Source organism: Marinomonas sp. TI.3.20 (genome assembly GCF_038155025.1).
Taxonomy (GTDB): Bacteria; Pseudomonadota; Gammaproteobacteria; order Pseudomonadales; family Marinomonadaceae; genus Marinomonas; species Marinomonas flavescens.
In genome coordinates, this window is record NZ_JBAKAS010000004.1 from 20,802 (window position 1) to 35,006 (window position 14,205).

Annotated in this window: 12 protein-coding genes; 2 read left to right on the plus strand and 10 right to left on the minus strand. The window is 42.6% G+C overall.

Annotated elements, in window-relative coordinates; genetic code table 11:
• Positions 1-97: 97 nt before the first annotated feature.
• Positions 98-1,069, minus strand: coding sequence for a 23S rRNA pseudouridine(955/2504/2580) synthase RluC (rluC, locus tag V6259_RS05880; RefSeq protein WP_133011451.1), 972 nt, complete (start codon positions 1,067-1,069; stop codon positions 98-100).
• Between the two features lie 467 nt (positions 1,070-1,536).
• Here rluC and rne point away from each other — a divergent pair, with 467 nt between their 5' ends.
• Entirely contained in the window at positions 1,537-4,542 is a 3,006-nt protein-coding gene (rne, locus tag V6259_RS05885) for a ribonuclease E (RefSeq protein WP_341583707.1), read from the plus strand.
• A 163-nt stretch (positions 4,543-4,705) separates the two neighbouring features.
• On the opposite strand, the gene murI is transcribed toward rne, so the two are convergent.
• The 8 genes from murI to V6259_RS05925 form a co-directional block, all read right to left on the minus strand.
• Positions 4,706-5,515: a glutamate racemase gene (murI, locus tag V6259_RS05890; protein ID WP_341583708.1), complete on the minus strand. Its 810-nt coding sequence runs from the start codon at positions 5,513-5,515 to the stop codon at positions 4,706-4,708.
• The gene (gene murB / locus V6259_RS05895; protein WP_341583709.1) at positions 5,512-6,594 is read right to left on the minus strand and encodes a UDP-N-acetylmuramate dehydrogenase; all 1,083 of its coding nucleotides are present in this window, start codon (positions 6,592-6,594) and stop codon (positions 5,512-5,514) included. The genes murI and murB overlap by 4 nt, the downstream gene beginning before the upstream one ends.
• A complete protein-coding gene (locus V6259_RS05900; RefSeq protein ID WP_341583710.1) occupies positions 6,594-7,085 on the minus strand; it encodes a low molecular weight protein-tyrosine-phosphatase in 492 nt (163 codons plus the stop codon). The genes murB and V6259_RS05900 overlap by 1 nt, the downstream gene beginning before the upstream one ends.
• The gene (locus V6259_RS05905) at positions 7,082-7,279 is read right to left on the minus strand and encodes a Trm112 family protein (RefSeq protein ID WP_341583711.1); all 198 of its coding nucleotides are present in this window, start codon (positions 7,277-7,279) and stop codon (positions 7,082-7,084) included. Before V6259_RS05905 ends, V6259_RS05900 begins: the two co-directional genes overlap by 4 nt.
• The gene (lpxK, locus tag V6259_RS05910; protein WP_341583712.1) at positions 7,272-8,234 is read right to left on the minus strand and encodes a tetraacyldisaccharide 4'-kinase; all 963 of its coding nucleotides are present in this window, start codon (positions 8,232-8,234) and stop codon (positions 7,272-7,274) included. The genes V6259_RS05905 and lpxK overlap by 8 nt, the downstream gene beginning before the upstream one ends.
• A gap of 68 nt (positions 8,235-8,302) precedes the next feature.
• Entirely contained in the window at positions 8,303-8,725 is a 423-nt protein-coding gene (locus V6259_RS05915; RefSeq protein ID WP_133011445.1) for an ExbD/TolR family protein, read from the minus strand.
• Positions 8,722-9,351 (minus strand): MotA/TolQ/ExbB proton channel family protein, encoded by a 630-nt coding sequence (locus V6259_RS05920; RefSeq protein ID WP_133011444.1) that lies wholly within the window; start codon positions 9,349-9,351, stop codon positions 8,722-8,724. The genes V6259_RS05915 and V6259_RS05920 overlap by 4 nt, the downstream gene beginning before the upstream one ends.
• Before the next feature lie 25 nt (positions 9,352-9,376).
• On the minus strand, positions 9,377-11,266 hold the full coding sequence (locus V6259_RS05925) for a ComEC/Rec2 family competence protein (protein WP_341583713.1): 1,890 nt from the start codon (positions 11,264-11,266) through the stop codon (positions 9,377-9,379).
• Positions 11,267-11,310: 44 nt separating this feature from the next.
• Here V6259_RS05925 and V6259_RS05930 point away from each other — a divergent pair, with 44 nt between their 5' ends.
• Positions 11,311-11,823 (plus strand): DUF2062 domain-containing protein, encoded by a 513-nt coding sequence (locus tag V6259_RS05930; RefSeq protein WP_341583714.1) that lies wholly within the window; start codon positions 11,311-11,313, stop codon positions 11,821-11,823.
• Between the two features lie 356 nt (positions 11,824-12,179).
• Here the strand turns inward: V6259_RS05930 and htpG are convergent, their stop codons facing one another.
• Positions 12,180-14,108: a molecular chaperone HtpG gene (htpG, locus tag V6259_RS05935; protein WP_341583716.1), complete on the minus strand. Its 1,929-nt coding sequence runs from the start codon at positions 14,106-14,108 to the stop codon at positions 12,180-12,182.
• Positions 14,109-14,205: the final 97 nt, after the last annotated feature.

Sequence of the window (14,205 nt, forward strand, 5' to 3'; positions counted from 1 at the left end):
CAAACGAAGGGCAGAAAACACAAAGCAAAAAAAAGAGCGGGTAATTATCTGGTAATAATTATCCGCTCCTTTGATCAATTTTCGTTAGTCAGACGCTTTATGGAAACACCGCGTCTAATTTTTCATTCATTAACGCCTGCCATTCTTTGTCCAATGGCGCTTCAAACAACATGCGTTCGCCATTAAGCATGATGTCCAAGCGCGTTGCGTGCAGGCACAATCGTTTAAAGCCAAGGGCTTTAGTTTCTTTCAATGATTCAACCGGCGAATATTTATCATCACCGACGATCGGATACCCAGCGTGCAAAGCATGCACTCGAATTTGGTGAGTACGCCCTGTTACTGGTTCACACTCGACCAAGCTGTAGCCTTCAAATTGACGAACCAATTTAAAGCGCGTTAAACTTTCTTTGCCGTCAGTATGAACTTTCACAACACGCTCACCGGATTTCAGCTCGTTTTTCAGCAACGGAGCATTCACCTGAAGTTTGCGTTTTGGCCAGCTGCCATACACCAACGCAAGATAGGTTTTTTGCACGCCTTCTTTTTCACGAAGCGCCGTATGCAGTTCTTTCAGTACGCTGCGTTTTTTGGCAATCATGATCAAACCAGACGTATCACGATCTAATCGATGAACAAGCTCAGTGAACTTTTCTTGTGGCCGCATTTGACGAATCACTTCGATAAGACCAAAACTCAAGCCACTACCACCATGTACCGCCAGCCCTGAAGGCTTATTCACCACGATCAGGCCCTTATCTTCATAGATGATACGAGACTCTATGCTGTCCTTTAGCTTATCTGACAGGGTAGGTTTATCCGGTATTGGCGCCAGGACAATAGGCGCAATCCGTACAATATCATCGTGCTGCAATCGATAATCCGGTTTGGTGCGTTTTTTATTAACGCGAATTTCCCCCTTGCGCAAAAGGTTATAAAGCTTACCTTTAGGTACTCCTTTTAGCAGAGTAACAAGGAAGTTATCGATTCGTTGACCAGAATTATTCTCGTCAATCGTCACATAGCGTACCGCTGGTCGCTCTGTGGAATTTTGATCTGAGTCCGACATAACCAAAGATTGCTTTCCTTTATAATTGAAGCACTTAGTTTTTACTGTTATATTCACATTCACAGAGGGTAAGAGGCAACAGAACACCTCGAAGATAAGACACTGAGAATTGAATGAATACTGCCGAAGCGACACTTCGGCCCTCTATCTTACCTCTGTAACAGTTAATCTTAAATAATAAACCGCATGATTCGGATAAATCTGTGTCAGTGGGAAGGAAATCTCATTAATTGCTCGGCCGCGCGTTCGCGTTGTTTCGTAAAAAAGCAAAAAAACGAGACCAGTATAGGGACTTTTTGTTATTGATTTGGCGGCGACCGCATAAAATCGTTTTTATTTTTATAAACGCATCGCGCACTCCATTTGCCTAAACACTACGAATCGTTGTCACTATTCTGGGCTAAAATCTTAATTAGCTCCTTTTCCTGTGCATTTGTTCGCATCAGCCAACAGAGTTCACACTTATAATGATTAGAATGCTAATAAATGCAACTCAACAAGAAGAGTTGCGGGTCGCCCTTGTCGATGGCCAACGTTTATACGATCTTGATATCGAATCTGGTTCAAGAGAACAGAAGAAAGCAAACATTTATAAAGGCCGCATTACTCGCATAGAACCGAGTTTAGAAGCTGCTTTTGTAGACTATGGCGCAGATCGCCATGGGTTTTTGCCTCTTAAAGAAATCTCAAAAACCTACTTTTCTAAACGATCTAACCATGACGGTCGCATTAATATAAAAGACGTATTAAGCGAAGGTCAGGAAGTTATTGTTCAAGTAGATAAAGAAGAGCGAGGCAATAAAGGCGCCGCATTGACGACGTTTGTCAGCTTAGCGGGTCGCTATTTGGTATTAATGCCAAACAACCCACGCGCTGGTGGTATTTCTCGCCGCATTGATGGCGATGATCGCTCTCAATTAAAAGAAGCCATGTCAGGATTAAACACACCAGAAAATGGTGGATTAATTGTACGTACAGCTGGCGTTGGCCGTTCTACCGAAGAGCTTCAATGGGATTTAGACTACCTAGACACGCTATGGTCTTCCATTACTAAAGCCGCAACTGAAAAACCTGCTCCTTTCTTAATCTACCAAGAAAGCAACATCGTTATTCGTGCCATTCGCGATTACCTACGTGAAGATATTGGTGAAGTTCTTATCGATGAGAAAGACGCTTACCAAGATGCTATCAATTTTGTAATGCAAGTAATGCCGCATTTCAAATCACGCATCAAGCTTTACACCGATTCAACACCACTATTTAACCGCTTCCAAATCGAAAGCCAAATCGAAACCGCTTTCCAACGTGAAGTTCGCTTACCTTCTGGTGGCTCGATTGTTATCGACCCGACGGAAGCACTTGTTTCTATCGACATTAACTCGGCTCGCGCGACGAAAGGCGGCGATATCGAAGAAACCGCACTGCAAACCAACGTAGAAGCCGCAGACGAGATTGCTCGCCAATTACGCCTTCGTGATATTGGTGGTTTGGTTGTTATCGATTTCATCGATATGACACCAGTACGCAACCAGAAAGAAGTCGAAACTCGCATGAAAAATGCGCTTGAAGCTGACCGCGCACGGGTTCAAATCGGTCGCATTTCACGCTTTGGCTTATTAGAAATGTCTCGTCAACGCCTACGCCCTTCTCTTGGCGAAACAAGCGGTATCGTTTGTCCTCGCTGTAATGGCCAAGGATTTATTCGTGACGTTGAGTCTTTAGCTCTTTCTGTGCTTCGTCTTATTGAAGAAGAATGTTCTAAAGAACGCACTGCACAAATTCGTGCTGTACTGCCAGTTTCTGTTGCGACTTTCTTGTTAAACGAGAAACGCACCAACATCGCTAAAATAGAAAAACGCAACAACGTTCATATTATTTTAGTACCTAACCCTCATATGGAAACACCTCACTTTGAAGTAGAACGTATTCGTGATGACAGTACGGTTGCTGTACAACATGAAAATAGCTACTCGATCGTTGAGACACCTGAACAACCTCCTTATGAGCCTAGACAAGTAGATGAAAATGCTCGTCCACAAGCGGCTGTAACGAGCATTGCACCTAAATCTCCTGCGCCAGCACATGCTGTTGCCCCAGCGGCTAAAGCACCTGCAGCAGCAAGCAAAGCTAAACCAGGCTTGATTAAACGCATCCTTACCGCTCTATTTGGCGAAAGCAACGCGACAGAAACCAAGCCAAAAACATCAGCAGTTAAGAAAACTACTGTTAAGAATACTAATACAAACCAAAGAGGTGAGCGTAATTCAAGCGAACAACGTCCTTCTGCTAGCAATAATGCGAACCGTAACAATCGCAACAAACGCAGCAAGCACCAGAACTCAGATCGCGATGTAACGAAGACTAGCTCAAGCACTGAAAATACTCGATCTACTCGCCAATCTCGTCGCGAACAAGCTGAAGCAACAACGACATCTGCTGAGAAAACAAATAACCGCAATAATCGTTCACGTAACAATAAGCCGGATAACAAAGTAGACCACCAAGAAACTAGAGGCGAAAAAAGGGAAGTTACCGCTAAAGCCGCTCCTAGAGAAAAGGTCGTTCCTGAAGTTACTGAGCGTAAACGCGATCGTAACGACAACCGTCGTCGCAATGGTAAATTAAAAGAAGACATTCAAATATCAGAAAAAGTAAGAGAGCAAGAAGAAGTTGCATTGGCAGAAGCCGCTACCCAAGCTGCTGAAGAAGCTCGTAGCGCTGATGGCGATTCAGAAGATGCGCCTCGCGAACAACGCCGTTCACGTCGCTCTCGCCGCTCTCGTCAGCGCCCTCAAAAAGCAGACGAAGCAAATACCGAGAACACTGAAGCCACTGCTGAAACTCAAGCTAAGCCAGTTATTGAAGTACAAGCTGAACCAGTCGTTGAAGCACAAGCTGAGCCAGTTATTGAAGTACAAGCTGAACCAGTAGTTGAAGCACAACCTGAGCCAGTTGTTGAAGCACAACCTGAACCAGTAGTTGAAGCACAACCTGAGCCAGTTGTTGAAACACAAGCTGAACCAGTTGTTGAAGCACAACCTGAGCCAGTTGTTGAAGCACAACCTGAGCCAGTTGTTGAAGCACAACCTGAACCAGTAGTTGAAGCACAACCTGAACCAGTTCTTGAAACTCAAGCTGAACCAGTTGTTGAAACTCAAGCTGAACCAGTAGTTGAAACTCAAGCTGAACCAGTGATTGATGAGACCAAAACAGCTAGCAACACCCGCGCACCACGCCGTGGACGAGGAAAACCTGCTACTAAGCCAGCGACTGAAAAGAAAGCTGCTGTAGAGCTGCCTGAAGCAATCCTTGCTCAACAAGAAAAGATGAAGCAAGACCTTGCCGAAAAACGTCAAGCTACAGCCTCTCGACGTCGTACAACGTCAGCTGGTCGCGTCAAGAATGACCCACGAATAGCTCGTGAAGAAAGCAACACTTCGCAAACAACAGAAGAGTCTTCTTCCGCTGAATAAACCACTTATTTAGAGCAACAAAAAACCCGCTTAATGCGGGTTTTTTATTATCTATTGTTTAGTGCTTATTGACTAAGCCGAGTCAGGCAGGAGAGCAATAACGTCGAGTAAATGGAAGAACAACACTTCCTATTATTCGTTAATAGAAATAATTTTAGTAATTTTAAACGGAGAGATTAATACTTTTTTTAGCCGTAATAGAGTCTCGATCCTCTATCCAACTGGTTAACCTATCCATATTATCAAGCCCTTTCGTACTGATAACCTCAATGCTTCCTTTGGTGACACTAGACAAGAGTGCGGGGAATTTAGTTGGGTATGTTTGATTTAAGCGTCGCACTAGCTGAGCAACAACGCCTTCACTAGGTTCTATAATTTCACAATCAGGACCAAGCTCTGCGGCAAATAACTTTTTTATTAAGGGGTAATGCGTACAGGCCAACACTAAGGTATCAATGCCTGATTCAATCATTTTAAGGCACAACTTTTTGACTGTTTCTTCCACTACCACTTTTGATTGCGGCCAAGCATCAATATCAAAAGCTAACGTGGGACTAGACATAATGTGAACATTACTGTCTTCACGCCACAAGGAAATAAGTTCTTTAAGTCGCTGACTATGAGCCGTAAGTGGCGTTGCCAATACAGCAACATGTCTTGTCTTACTCACCCTAAAGGCAGGCTTAACTGCTGGCTCGACACCAATGACTGGCAAAGCAATTCTAGCCCGCAATGCATCGATAGCAATCACAGTGGCGGTATTGCACGCAACCACAATAGCATCCACATTTTGGCTCTCGAAAAAACAGCCAATACTAACGACTCGTGATTGAATATCTGCCGGGCTTCTCTCACCGTAAGGTGCAAAAAACTCATCCGCGAGATAAACCAAATCAAGCATAGGGATTTTCTGACGAATCGTATTCAGAATCGTTATCCCTCCCGCACCTGAGTCCATCACTCCTATTTTCAAGAGAACGCCTCTGCATCACTTGAAGTCACATTGAAAGCATCAGGCAACTCTACTGGCTCTCTTTCTAACCAGACGCCATAACGATCGAAGACAGATTGCTTTATTAAAGCCTCTAACTCCAACAAGGATGCCGCTTGGTTTTCAGAGCAATTAACCAGAACCAATGCCTGATGCTCATAAACCCCAACACCTTGGTGACGAATGCCTTTCCAACCTGCTTGGTCAATCATCCACCCCGCCGCCAGCTTGTAGCCACCGGCAAAAGAAAAAGACACTAATTCTGGAAAAATAAGCTTAAGTTGATCATGCTTTTCGACACTTACAATAGGGTTCTTAAAGAAGCTTCCTGCATTGGCAATAATATTAGGATCAGGAAGCTTGCTACGACGTAAGGAGCATACTGCCTCGAATACCGATTCAAGCGTTAACTCACCTTCAATCTCCCCCTTCAACCCTCCGTAGCTAAGGATAAACTGAGGCGAACGAGATAAGCGCATCTCGACAGCAGTAATAATGTAGCGCCCTTTCCATTTCCCTTTAAAGTGACTATCACGATATGCAAAGCCACAATCCTTAGCAAGCAACCACAGCAATTGACCACTTATTAGATCCAAAACCTGTATGCGCTCGAGAACATCCTTGGCTTCAACACCATAAGCACCAATATTTTGCACTGGCGCAGCCCCTACCGTTCCCGGAATAAGCGCTAAATTTTCTAGCCCAAACCAGCCTTTATGAACGGTATAGTCGACAAGATGATGCCAGTTTTCACCCGCTGACACACTTAAAATCAAGTTGTCGCCTTCATCTCGTACAAGTTGCTTTCCCTGTAATCTGTTGACGATAACCAGCCCTGAAATATCATTGCGAATAAGTAGATTACTACCGCCACCAATAATAGTAATGGGCATTTCACGGGCCTTCGCCCAAGCAATGGCAGCTTTCAGAGAAACAAGGTCTTCTACTAAAGCAAAATATTGCGCCTGATAAGAAAACTTGAAGGTATTAAAAGGAGAAAGAGAAACATCTGTTTGAATTAAGTCCGGCATGTCACCGATTATTTTTTCTCGAATATTCATTATGAACGATGTAGATCCTGTTCAGACGACATAAGATGATGAATAAAACTTTCCGCTATTACTTGCAACTTGTCCCTCATCTTAATAAAGCCATCTTGCTCGCCATAATAAGGATCTTGAACTTCACCAAAAGTAACATCAGGACAGTACTGTCCAAATAAAACGACTTTAGCTTTGCTGCATTCAGGCTGGATTTTTTGTAAGTTTGAAAGATTTTCTGCATCCATTGCTAAAATCCAATCAAAACACTCAAAATCCTCTAACGAAATTTGACGAGCATGTTGACCTGAAATATCAACGCCAACCTCTGATAACACCTGAATTGAACGTGAGTCTGGGGAATGCCCTATGTGATAAGCCGCTGTACCTGCTGAATCCACCTCTAAAGCCAACCCCTTACAAGATTCAGCTGTAGATTGTAAAATCCCCTGAGCGGCTGGTGAACGACAAATATTCCCCAAACAAACAGTCAGTATTTTGACCTTTTTCACTTTGCTGAGCCTGAATCCAATCTTTCTTCAGCATTTAATGTGCGAGCCTCTGTCTCCAAAAGGACAGGAATGCCATCGCGAACAGGATACGCCATACCACCCACCTTGCTTATCAACTCAGTACCATCTTCACTTAACGTCAGTGGCGCTTTAGTCACAGGGCAAACCAAAATATCTAATAAAACTTTATTCATGTCGTTTCTCATTGTTAATATGCTGTAATTTTTGTAGAAATGTTGCTGTAAATGTCTCTGGTAACGCTAACGAGACAGGCAAATACCAAATATCTAAATTTTTTATCGCTAAGGCCTGACACTTTACGGCGTCTTTCTCTGTCATAATGACACGCCCATGCTCTGGAATATCATTTTCAATGTAGTTATGATGATCACCAAACCAACAAACTGATTTGGGTTTATTTAACCCTAACGCTTTTAGTGTCGCTAAAAAACGATCTGGGTTACCAATTCCTGCCATTATGTGCCAATTCTGATCTTCACGAAAAGCGTCAATAAAAGACAATTCTCTTTTACCGTCAAGCGACACCAAGTTTGAAGAAGAAAGAGAGGCAATTAAAACAGCTTGATTAAGATCAGACAATATTTGTGTCATGCCATCCGCAACACTCACGACGTAATCAACACTATCCAATCGACTAATAGGTTCACGTAATGGACCAACCGGTAAGAGTTGACCGTTGCCAAGCCCTCTTTGTGCGTCCACCATAGCAATTTCAATATCCCGATTTAGACCGTAGTGCTGCATCCCATCATCACAAACAATGACATCTACGTCAGTAGTAGCAAGTAACTGCTTAATCGCTTCTGCTCGCTGAGGGAAAACAACAACAGGACATTGCGTCCTGCGGGCAAGCATAACGGGTTCATCACCAACCTGAGAAGCCAAACTGTCTGAATTAACCGCAATGGGATTAATCAGCTTAACGCCATGACCACGCGAAATAATCCCAGGTTTAAATCCATGACCAATCAGGAATTTACATAACGCCACAACCATTGGTGATTTTCCAGTCCCACCAACGCTGATATTGCCCACGATAACGACAGGAATCGGCGCAGTATAAGATTGATTGGGATTCGCTAAAAATGCAGCCCTTTTTTTTTGAATCGCATTCTTAATGAAAGGCATAAAAGGAGAAAATACCTTCGTCCAAGGACAGCTTCCATACCAAGCACGCAGAAATAACGACTCTACATTCACTTAGTTTGCTCGCTTTGTGCAGTATGAGCAATTTTAGCGATACCTAGTTGCGCAGCGGCATCGTAAATTTTAAGCACCATTTCATAAGGCGCTTTAGCATCAGCCGTGATAATAAGAGGACGCTTAGTGTCACCTTGCGAGACTTCTTGAATGCCTTTAACTAACGTGTCTACTTTCTCATTAATTAAAGTTCTGCCGTTAATCACATATTGGCCATCACTGGTAATGACAATTTCGACATCCTGACTTCGATTGGCCATCGCCTGCCCACTGGTTGCGGATGGCAAGTCTATCGTTAACTCAGAACTGTGATTAAACGTGGTACTGACCATAAAAAAAATCAGCAACAAAAAAACGACGTCAATCAAAGGCGTTAAATTGATTTGTACGTCATCTATTTTTTGACGACGAAATTTCACTTACTTACTCCCGACTTCGAATCTCTGTCGCCATGTAATGCGTCAGTTAACTTGGTCGATTGCTGTTCCATGCTAACAACAAGATCATCTATTCTACGGCTGAAAAAACGATGGAAAACTAAGGCGGGAATAGCAACACCAAGACCAGCAGCAGTAGTTAAGAGCGCTTCAGAAATACCACCCGCTAATAAAGAAGTATTACCTGCACCATGTTCCATTAGAACAGAAAACACTTTTATCATACCCACAACAGTTCCCAGCAAACCAAGCAATGGAGAGACCGCTGCGATGGTACCAAGACTGCTCATGAATCTTTCTAAATCATGTATGACATGGCTTGCCTCGCCTTGCATGCTTTCTTTCATGGTCGTACGGCCGTGCTTTGAGTTCATTAAACCCGCCGCGAAAATAGAAGATAGACCAATTTGGGCTTGCATAGAACGAATATAATCAAGAGACATTCTGTCATCGCGCAAGCGTGACATAACGTCAAGTAACAAATTTTTCGGTGCGACTCGCGACTTCCGTAATGTCCAAAAGCGTTCAATGATGATTGCTAGCGTAAGAATAGAACAGGCCAATAAAGGCCACATGAAAAAACCACCAGTTTGAATAAAGGTTAACACCGCGAACTCCCTTTTAAATGTGATGTTAATTTAACATAAACTCTAACGTTTCAACACGCTTACAAGCGTCAGATTTAAAGAGAAAAATCGAAAAAGAACAGGCTAAGTGGCGAATCGAGACGCGGTTATTGTATTGACGAAATAGCAACGATTCACCAGACTCTATAGAAAGCCAATGTATATTTAAGCCTTTTAGCATGGATTGTAACGACTCCGATGGCTTGCTTTTAAGTAATACCCAATCAATGTTATTTTTCAGAAGATTTGAAGGAGAAAGTTCCTCTAGATTTCTGGCTAGCAATATTACCGGATAATTTCGTTTATTTGCGTCGTTTAGCGGTGTTATCAAGCGCTTAGATAAATCATGCTTTGACCAATTACTCGAGTTCTCAATGTCATAATCACGTTCAAAAACCAGCTCATTGCCATTATTAACTATACGAGACTGATACCCAGAGACATCATCCCTTGGCAACAAAAGCACACACCAAATGAGTAACACACACCCTATTCCTCTCTTTAATGGCGCTTGCCAAACCCAAAAAACAACCATACACAGCAACATAACTTTAGTGGTGCTATTGAGGTAAGTATCAAAAGTCAACATAGGCAGAGTAAAAGCCAAATACTCTAGCAAGCTGACAATCAAAAAAATGCCGCTATCTAAAACGTAATACAAATAGGATGTTTGTATTAATAGCACCTCAACACTGGCTAAAATTCCAATCGGAAACCATAAAAAAGCAGCCAATGGAATCATCAACAAATTCACTGGAATTGAGAGAATCGAAATAGACAGTTGCCACCCCCAGATGAGCACCATAGAGGCGGTAGAAAGCATAAGCTGGAGAAGTAAAAAACGTGACCAGCGCCTAGCAGGTTGACTAAACGCAATAAGAAAACAGACCAAACTAAATGACAGCCATAAACCTGGCTGTAACACCCCTCTTGGATCAAACATCAAAATCCCCCACAAAGCAAAAAGAATGACTTTATAGGGCGATGTCTGTGTAAAAAGCACTTTTGATAATAAATACAGGCTTAACATAATGGCTGCGCGCACCACTGGCGCACCCCAATCTGTCAAATAAGCATAAAAGAATAAAATAGGAATAATGATAATGGCATCAACAGACCAACAATTAACACCAGAAAGCACCCATTTATCGGGTGAAAAACGCCATAAAAAGCGGCTTAACAAACGTCCAAAAACAAATACAAAGCCCGTATGTAGCCCAGACACGACAAATAAATGCGCCAAGCCTAGCGATCTAACAATCCATTTGTCTCGATCATCCCAGCCACTATCATCACCAAGCAGCAGAGCCTTTGAAAAACGCCAGCTTGAATAAAAAGACAAAACACCTTCCAGCCGAGCATGTATGTATGACCTGATGGAATGCTCTCTTACCAATGGATTTTGAAATTTTGAATCAGACTGTATATCCAGTTGCGCAGCTTGCCTTTGCGCATAAAGCCTCCGCTCCAACCAACTACCGTCTTTGGAAGCAAGCACAAAACGCTTCAAGGTAACCTCTATTGACGAAGAAGATGCTTGTGACAACGGTTTAATTTGAACATTATTAAAATTTTGTTTGCCGCCCTCAATATGACTTAATCTTACTAAAAAAAATCTTTCGTCAATCTTCTCAAGTGCCGCCACGTCACTCACATAAAGCTGGTTTAGCTCTGGGCTAAAGCGCATTGGCAGATTTTTATCAAAAGAAATGTCGATGACATTATCTACTTCACTAAGATATACAACAATCAGGGAAACAAAGGTCAAAAGTAGCATCAAGAAACGATGTGTACAGATTAAATAGAGACACGCCAGAATGATATGAGTAGAATACAGCCACATATATTCAGTTGGCACCAAAATGGCGCCAATCAAGATTAAAACACTTAGTAACATAAGACCTCCGTGTCTTAGATTGCTAACCTGACTTATACTTGCTTATGCCGAAGCGTTACATAAAAAAATTCATCCCAAATCCAGAAAAATTAAAAGAAAACAAAGCGCTTAAATTATTAGGAACACAGATTTACGAGCCTGATCTATGGCACTTAAATAGACGTTCTGTCGCCAAAGCTTTTTTTAATGGTTTGTTTTGGGCATTTATTCCAATGCCATTTCAAATGGTCGTATCTGCTCTGCTGGCCATTCCATTGCGAGCCAATATCCCATTGTCCATTGCGCTTGTTTGGATTACTAACCCACTCACCATGCCGTTTGTTTTCTACTTTAATTATAAAGTGGGCACCATGATTGTTGGTGGAGACAAAGGGAAAGACTTCCATCTTTCTGTCGCGTGGATATGGGCAAAGCTAGAGCACATATGGCTCCCGTTATACGTAGGCTCCGCAGTATCAGGATTAGTATTTGGCGCTATTGCATATATGACTATCTTGGTAGTTTGGCGGTTCCACGTAATAAAACGCTGGAAAGAGCGAAAACTAAGAAGACGCTAATATTTTCAAAAAATTTGCCAAAAAAATAAATACCTGATTAACCACTAAGCCAGCGCCAAAACCACGCTGGCTTTTTTATGCCTTGCTACTCCCCTTCGTTAAATTCCAGCACCCCATTACTACCTACTGTTGAGAACCACTGTAGTAAGCTTAGTACATTTCACCCTTAGAGCCCTATATTCAGTCTCTAGAATCATAGCCATGTAGATTTCCCTCAACACACAGACAACTTTCGTGTTACTGACGATCCGACATCTCAGCAATATAAAGAAACAAAAAAAGCCCAAATTCCACAAGGAATTTGGGCTTTTACATCACATTAACACTGAGTCTAAGTACAAAACATTGGTGTGATGTTATTTACTCAGTTGAACAATCAACTTATTCATACGACTAACAAAGGTTGCAGGATCTTCAAGCTGACCACCTTCAGATAACGTTGCTTGCTCAAATAACAACCAAGTCATGTCAGAGAAACGCTCTTCATCGGATTCAGAATCCATTTTCGCCACAATTGGGTGATCAGGATTCACTTCTAAACTTGGCTTAGAGTCTGGCAATTGCTGACCCGCTTGCTCAAGCAAACGACGCATTTGCAAGCCCATGTCATTCTCACCAACCACAAGACACGCAGGAGAGCTGGTTAGACGGTCGGTGCTCTTAACATCCGCTACTTTTCCGTCCAATACTTTTTTCATGCGCTCAAGCAAAGGCTTGATATGCTCCGCCTTCTCTTCTTTCTCTTTCTTCGCTTCTTCACTGTCGTCTTCAGCGATATCCAGTTTGCCTTTAGTCACATCTTGGAAAGATTTGCCATCAAACTCTTGTAGAGAAGACATCATCCATTCGTCGATACGATCACTCAATAGAAGCACTTCGTAGCCTTTCTTACGAAGAATTTCTAAGTGAGGGCTGTTTTTCGCCGTGTTATGGCTTTCAGCGTAGATGTAGTAAATCTTATCTTGGCCTTCTGTCATGCGCTCAATGTAGTCAGCCAAAGACACTGTTTGCTCTGGTGCATCGGTTTTCGTCGTACTGAAACGAATTAATGCAGCAATTTTGTCTTTGTTGCCCATGTCATCTGCAGGGCCTTCTTTGATCACATTACCGAATTCATCCCAGAATTTTTGGTAATCTTCTGGCTCGTTTTTCGCCATTTTCGCCAGCATATCCAATACGCGTTTCGTCAATGCTGAACGCATAGAATCAACCGCGTGGTCGTTCTGTAAGATTTCACGAGACACATTCAAAGACAAATCGTTTGAATCCACCACACCTTTTACGAATCGCATGTAAGGAGGTAGGAAGGCTTCGGCTTCATCCATGATGAAAACACGTTGCACGTAGAGCTTTAGACCACGCTGCATGTCGCGGTTCCAAAGGTCATACGGCGCTTTGGATGGAATGTACAATAAACTTGTGTATTCCAACTTACCTTCGACTTTGTTATGTGACCATTTCAAAGGCGCTTGGTAGTCATGAGAAACGTGCTTGTAAAACTCTTCGTACTCTTCTTTGGTGACGTCGTTACGAGGACGAGTCCACAAAGCTTTTGCAGAGTTCACTGCTTCAAATTCAGGCGCCTTGGCTTCATCAACAGGTTTTGGATTGCCTTCTTCGTCCATTTCTGGGTAAACCGGCTTTTCCATTTCCACAGGGATAGAAATATGATCTGAGTATTTAGTCACCAAAGAACGAAGACGAAAATTATCCGCGAAGTCTTTTTCGTCTGCTTTCAAATGCAAAGTAATGCGCGTACCGCGAGTGGCTTTGTCGATGTTTTCAATGGTGAATTCACCAGAACCATCAGACACCCAACGTACCGCTTCGTTTTCAGTGGCACCAGCACGACGTGTTTCTACTGTGACTTTATCTGCAACGATGAAAGCTGAGTAAAAGCCCACACCGAATTGACCGATCAATTGGCTGTCTTTTTTCTGGTCGCCACTTAATTGCTCTAGAAAAGAAGAAGTACCAGACTTGGCAATGGTACCTAAGTTAGTGATAGCTTCTTCACGAGACATGCCCACACCGTTGTCATCGATAACGACGGTGTTCGTGTCTTTATCAAATTCAATGCGCACACGTAGGTTTGGATCTTCAGCGAGAAGGTCTGCGTTAGCGACAGACTCAAAGCGAAGCTTGTCTACTGCGTCAGACGCATTAGAAATGAGCTCTCTTAGAAAAATTTCTTTGTTGGAGTACAAAGAGTGGATCATCAAATGAAGTAGTTGTTTTACCTCTGTTTGGAATCCTAACGTTTCTTTTTGAGTATCAGTTGCCATGTTATAGCTTGCTCCTATTTGAATGAACCCTCAGATAAAACCAAGGGTGTATTTCTTAATACTTGTGCAATCTAAATAAAGCCTCTTCAACGAATTT

Bases quoted from the DNA above. Each gene is read 5' to 3' on its own strand.
- murB (WP_341583709.1), bottom strand. From the start codon at position 6,594: ATGAATATTCGAGAAAAAATAATCGGTGACATGCCGGACTTAATTCAA.
- lpxK (WP_341583712.1), bottom strand. From the start codon at position 8,234: ATGCCTTTCATTAAGAATGCGATTCAAAAAAAAAGGGCTGCATTTTTA.
- V6259_RS05925 (WP_341583713.1), bottom strand. From the start codon at position 11,266: ATGTTACTAAGTGTTTTAATCTTGATTGGCGCCATTTTGGTGCCAACT.
- V6259_RS05905 (WP_341583711.1), bottom strand. From the start codon at position 7,279: ATGAATAAAGTTTTATTAGATATTTTGGTTTGCCCTGTGACTAAAGCG.
- rluC (WP_133011451.1), bottom strand. From the start codon at position 1,069: ATGTCGGACTCAGATCAAAATTCCACAGAGCGACCAGCGGTACGCTAT.
- htpG (WP_341583716.1), bottom strand. From the start codon at position 14,108: ATGGCAACTGATACTCAAAAAGAAACGTTAGGATTCCAAACAGAGGTA.
- rne (WP_341583707.1), top strand. From the start codon at position 1,537: ATGATTAGAATGCTAATAAATGCAACTCAACAAGAAGAGTTGCGGGTC.
- V6259_RS05930 (WP_341583714.1), top strand. From the start codon at position 11,311: ATGCCGAAGCGTTACATAAAAAAATTCATCCCAAATCCAGAAAAATTA.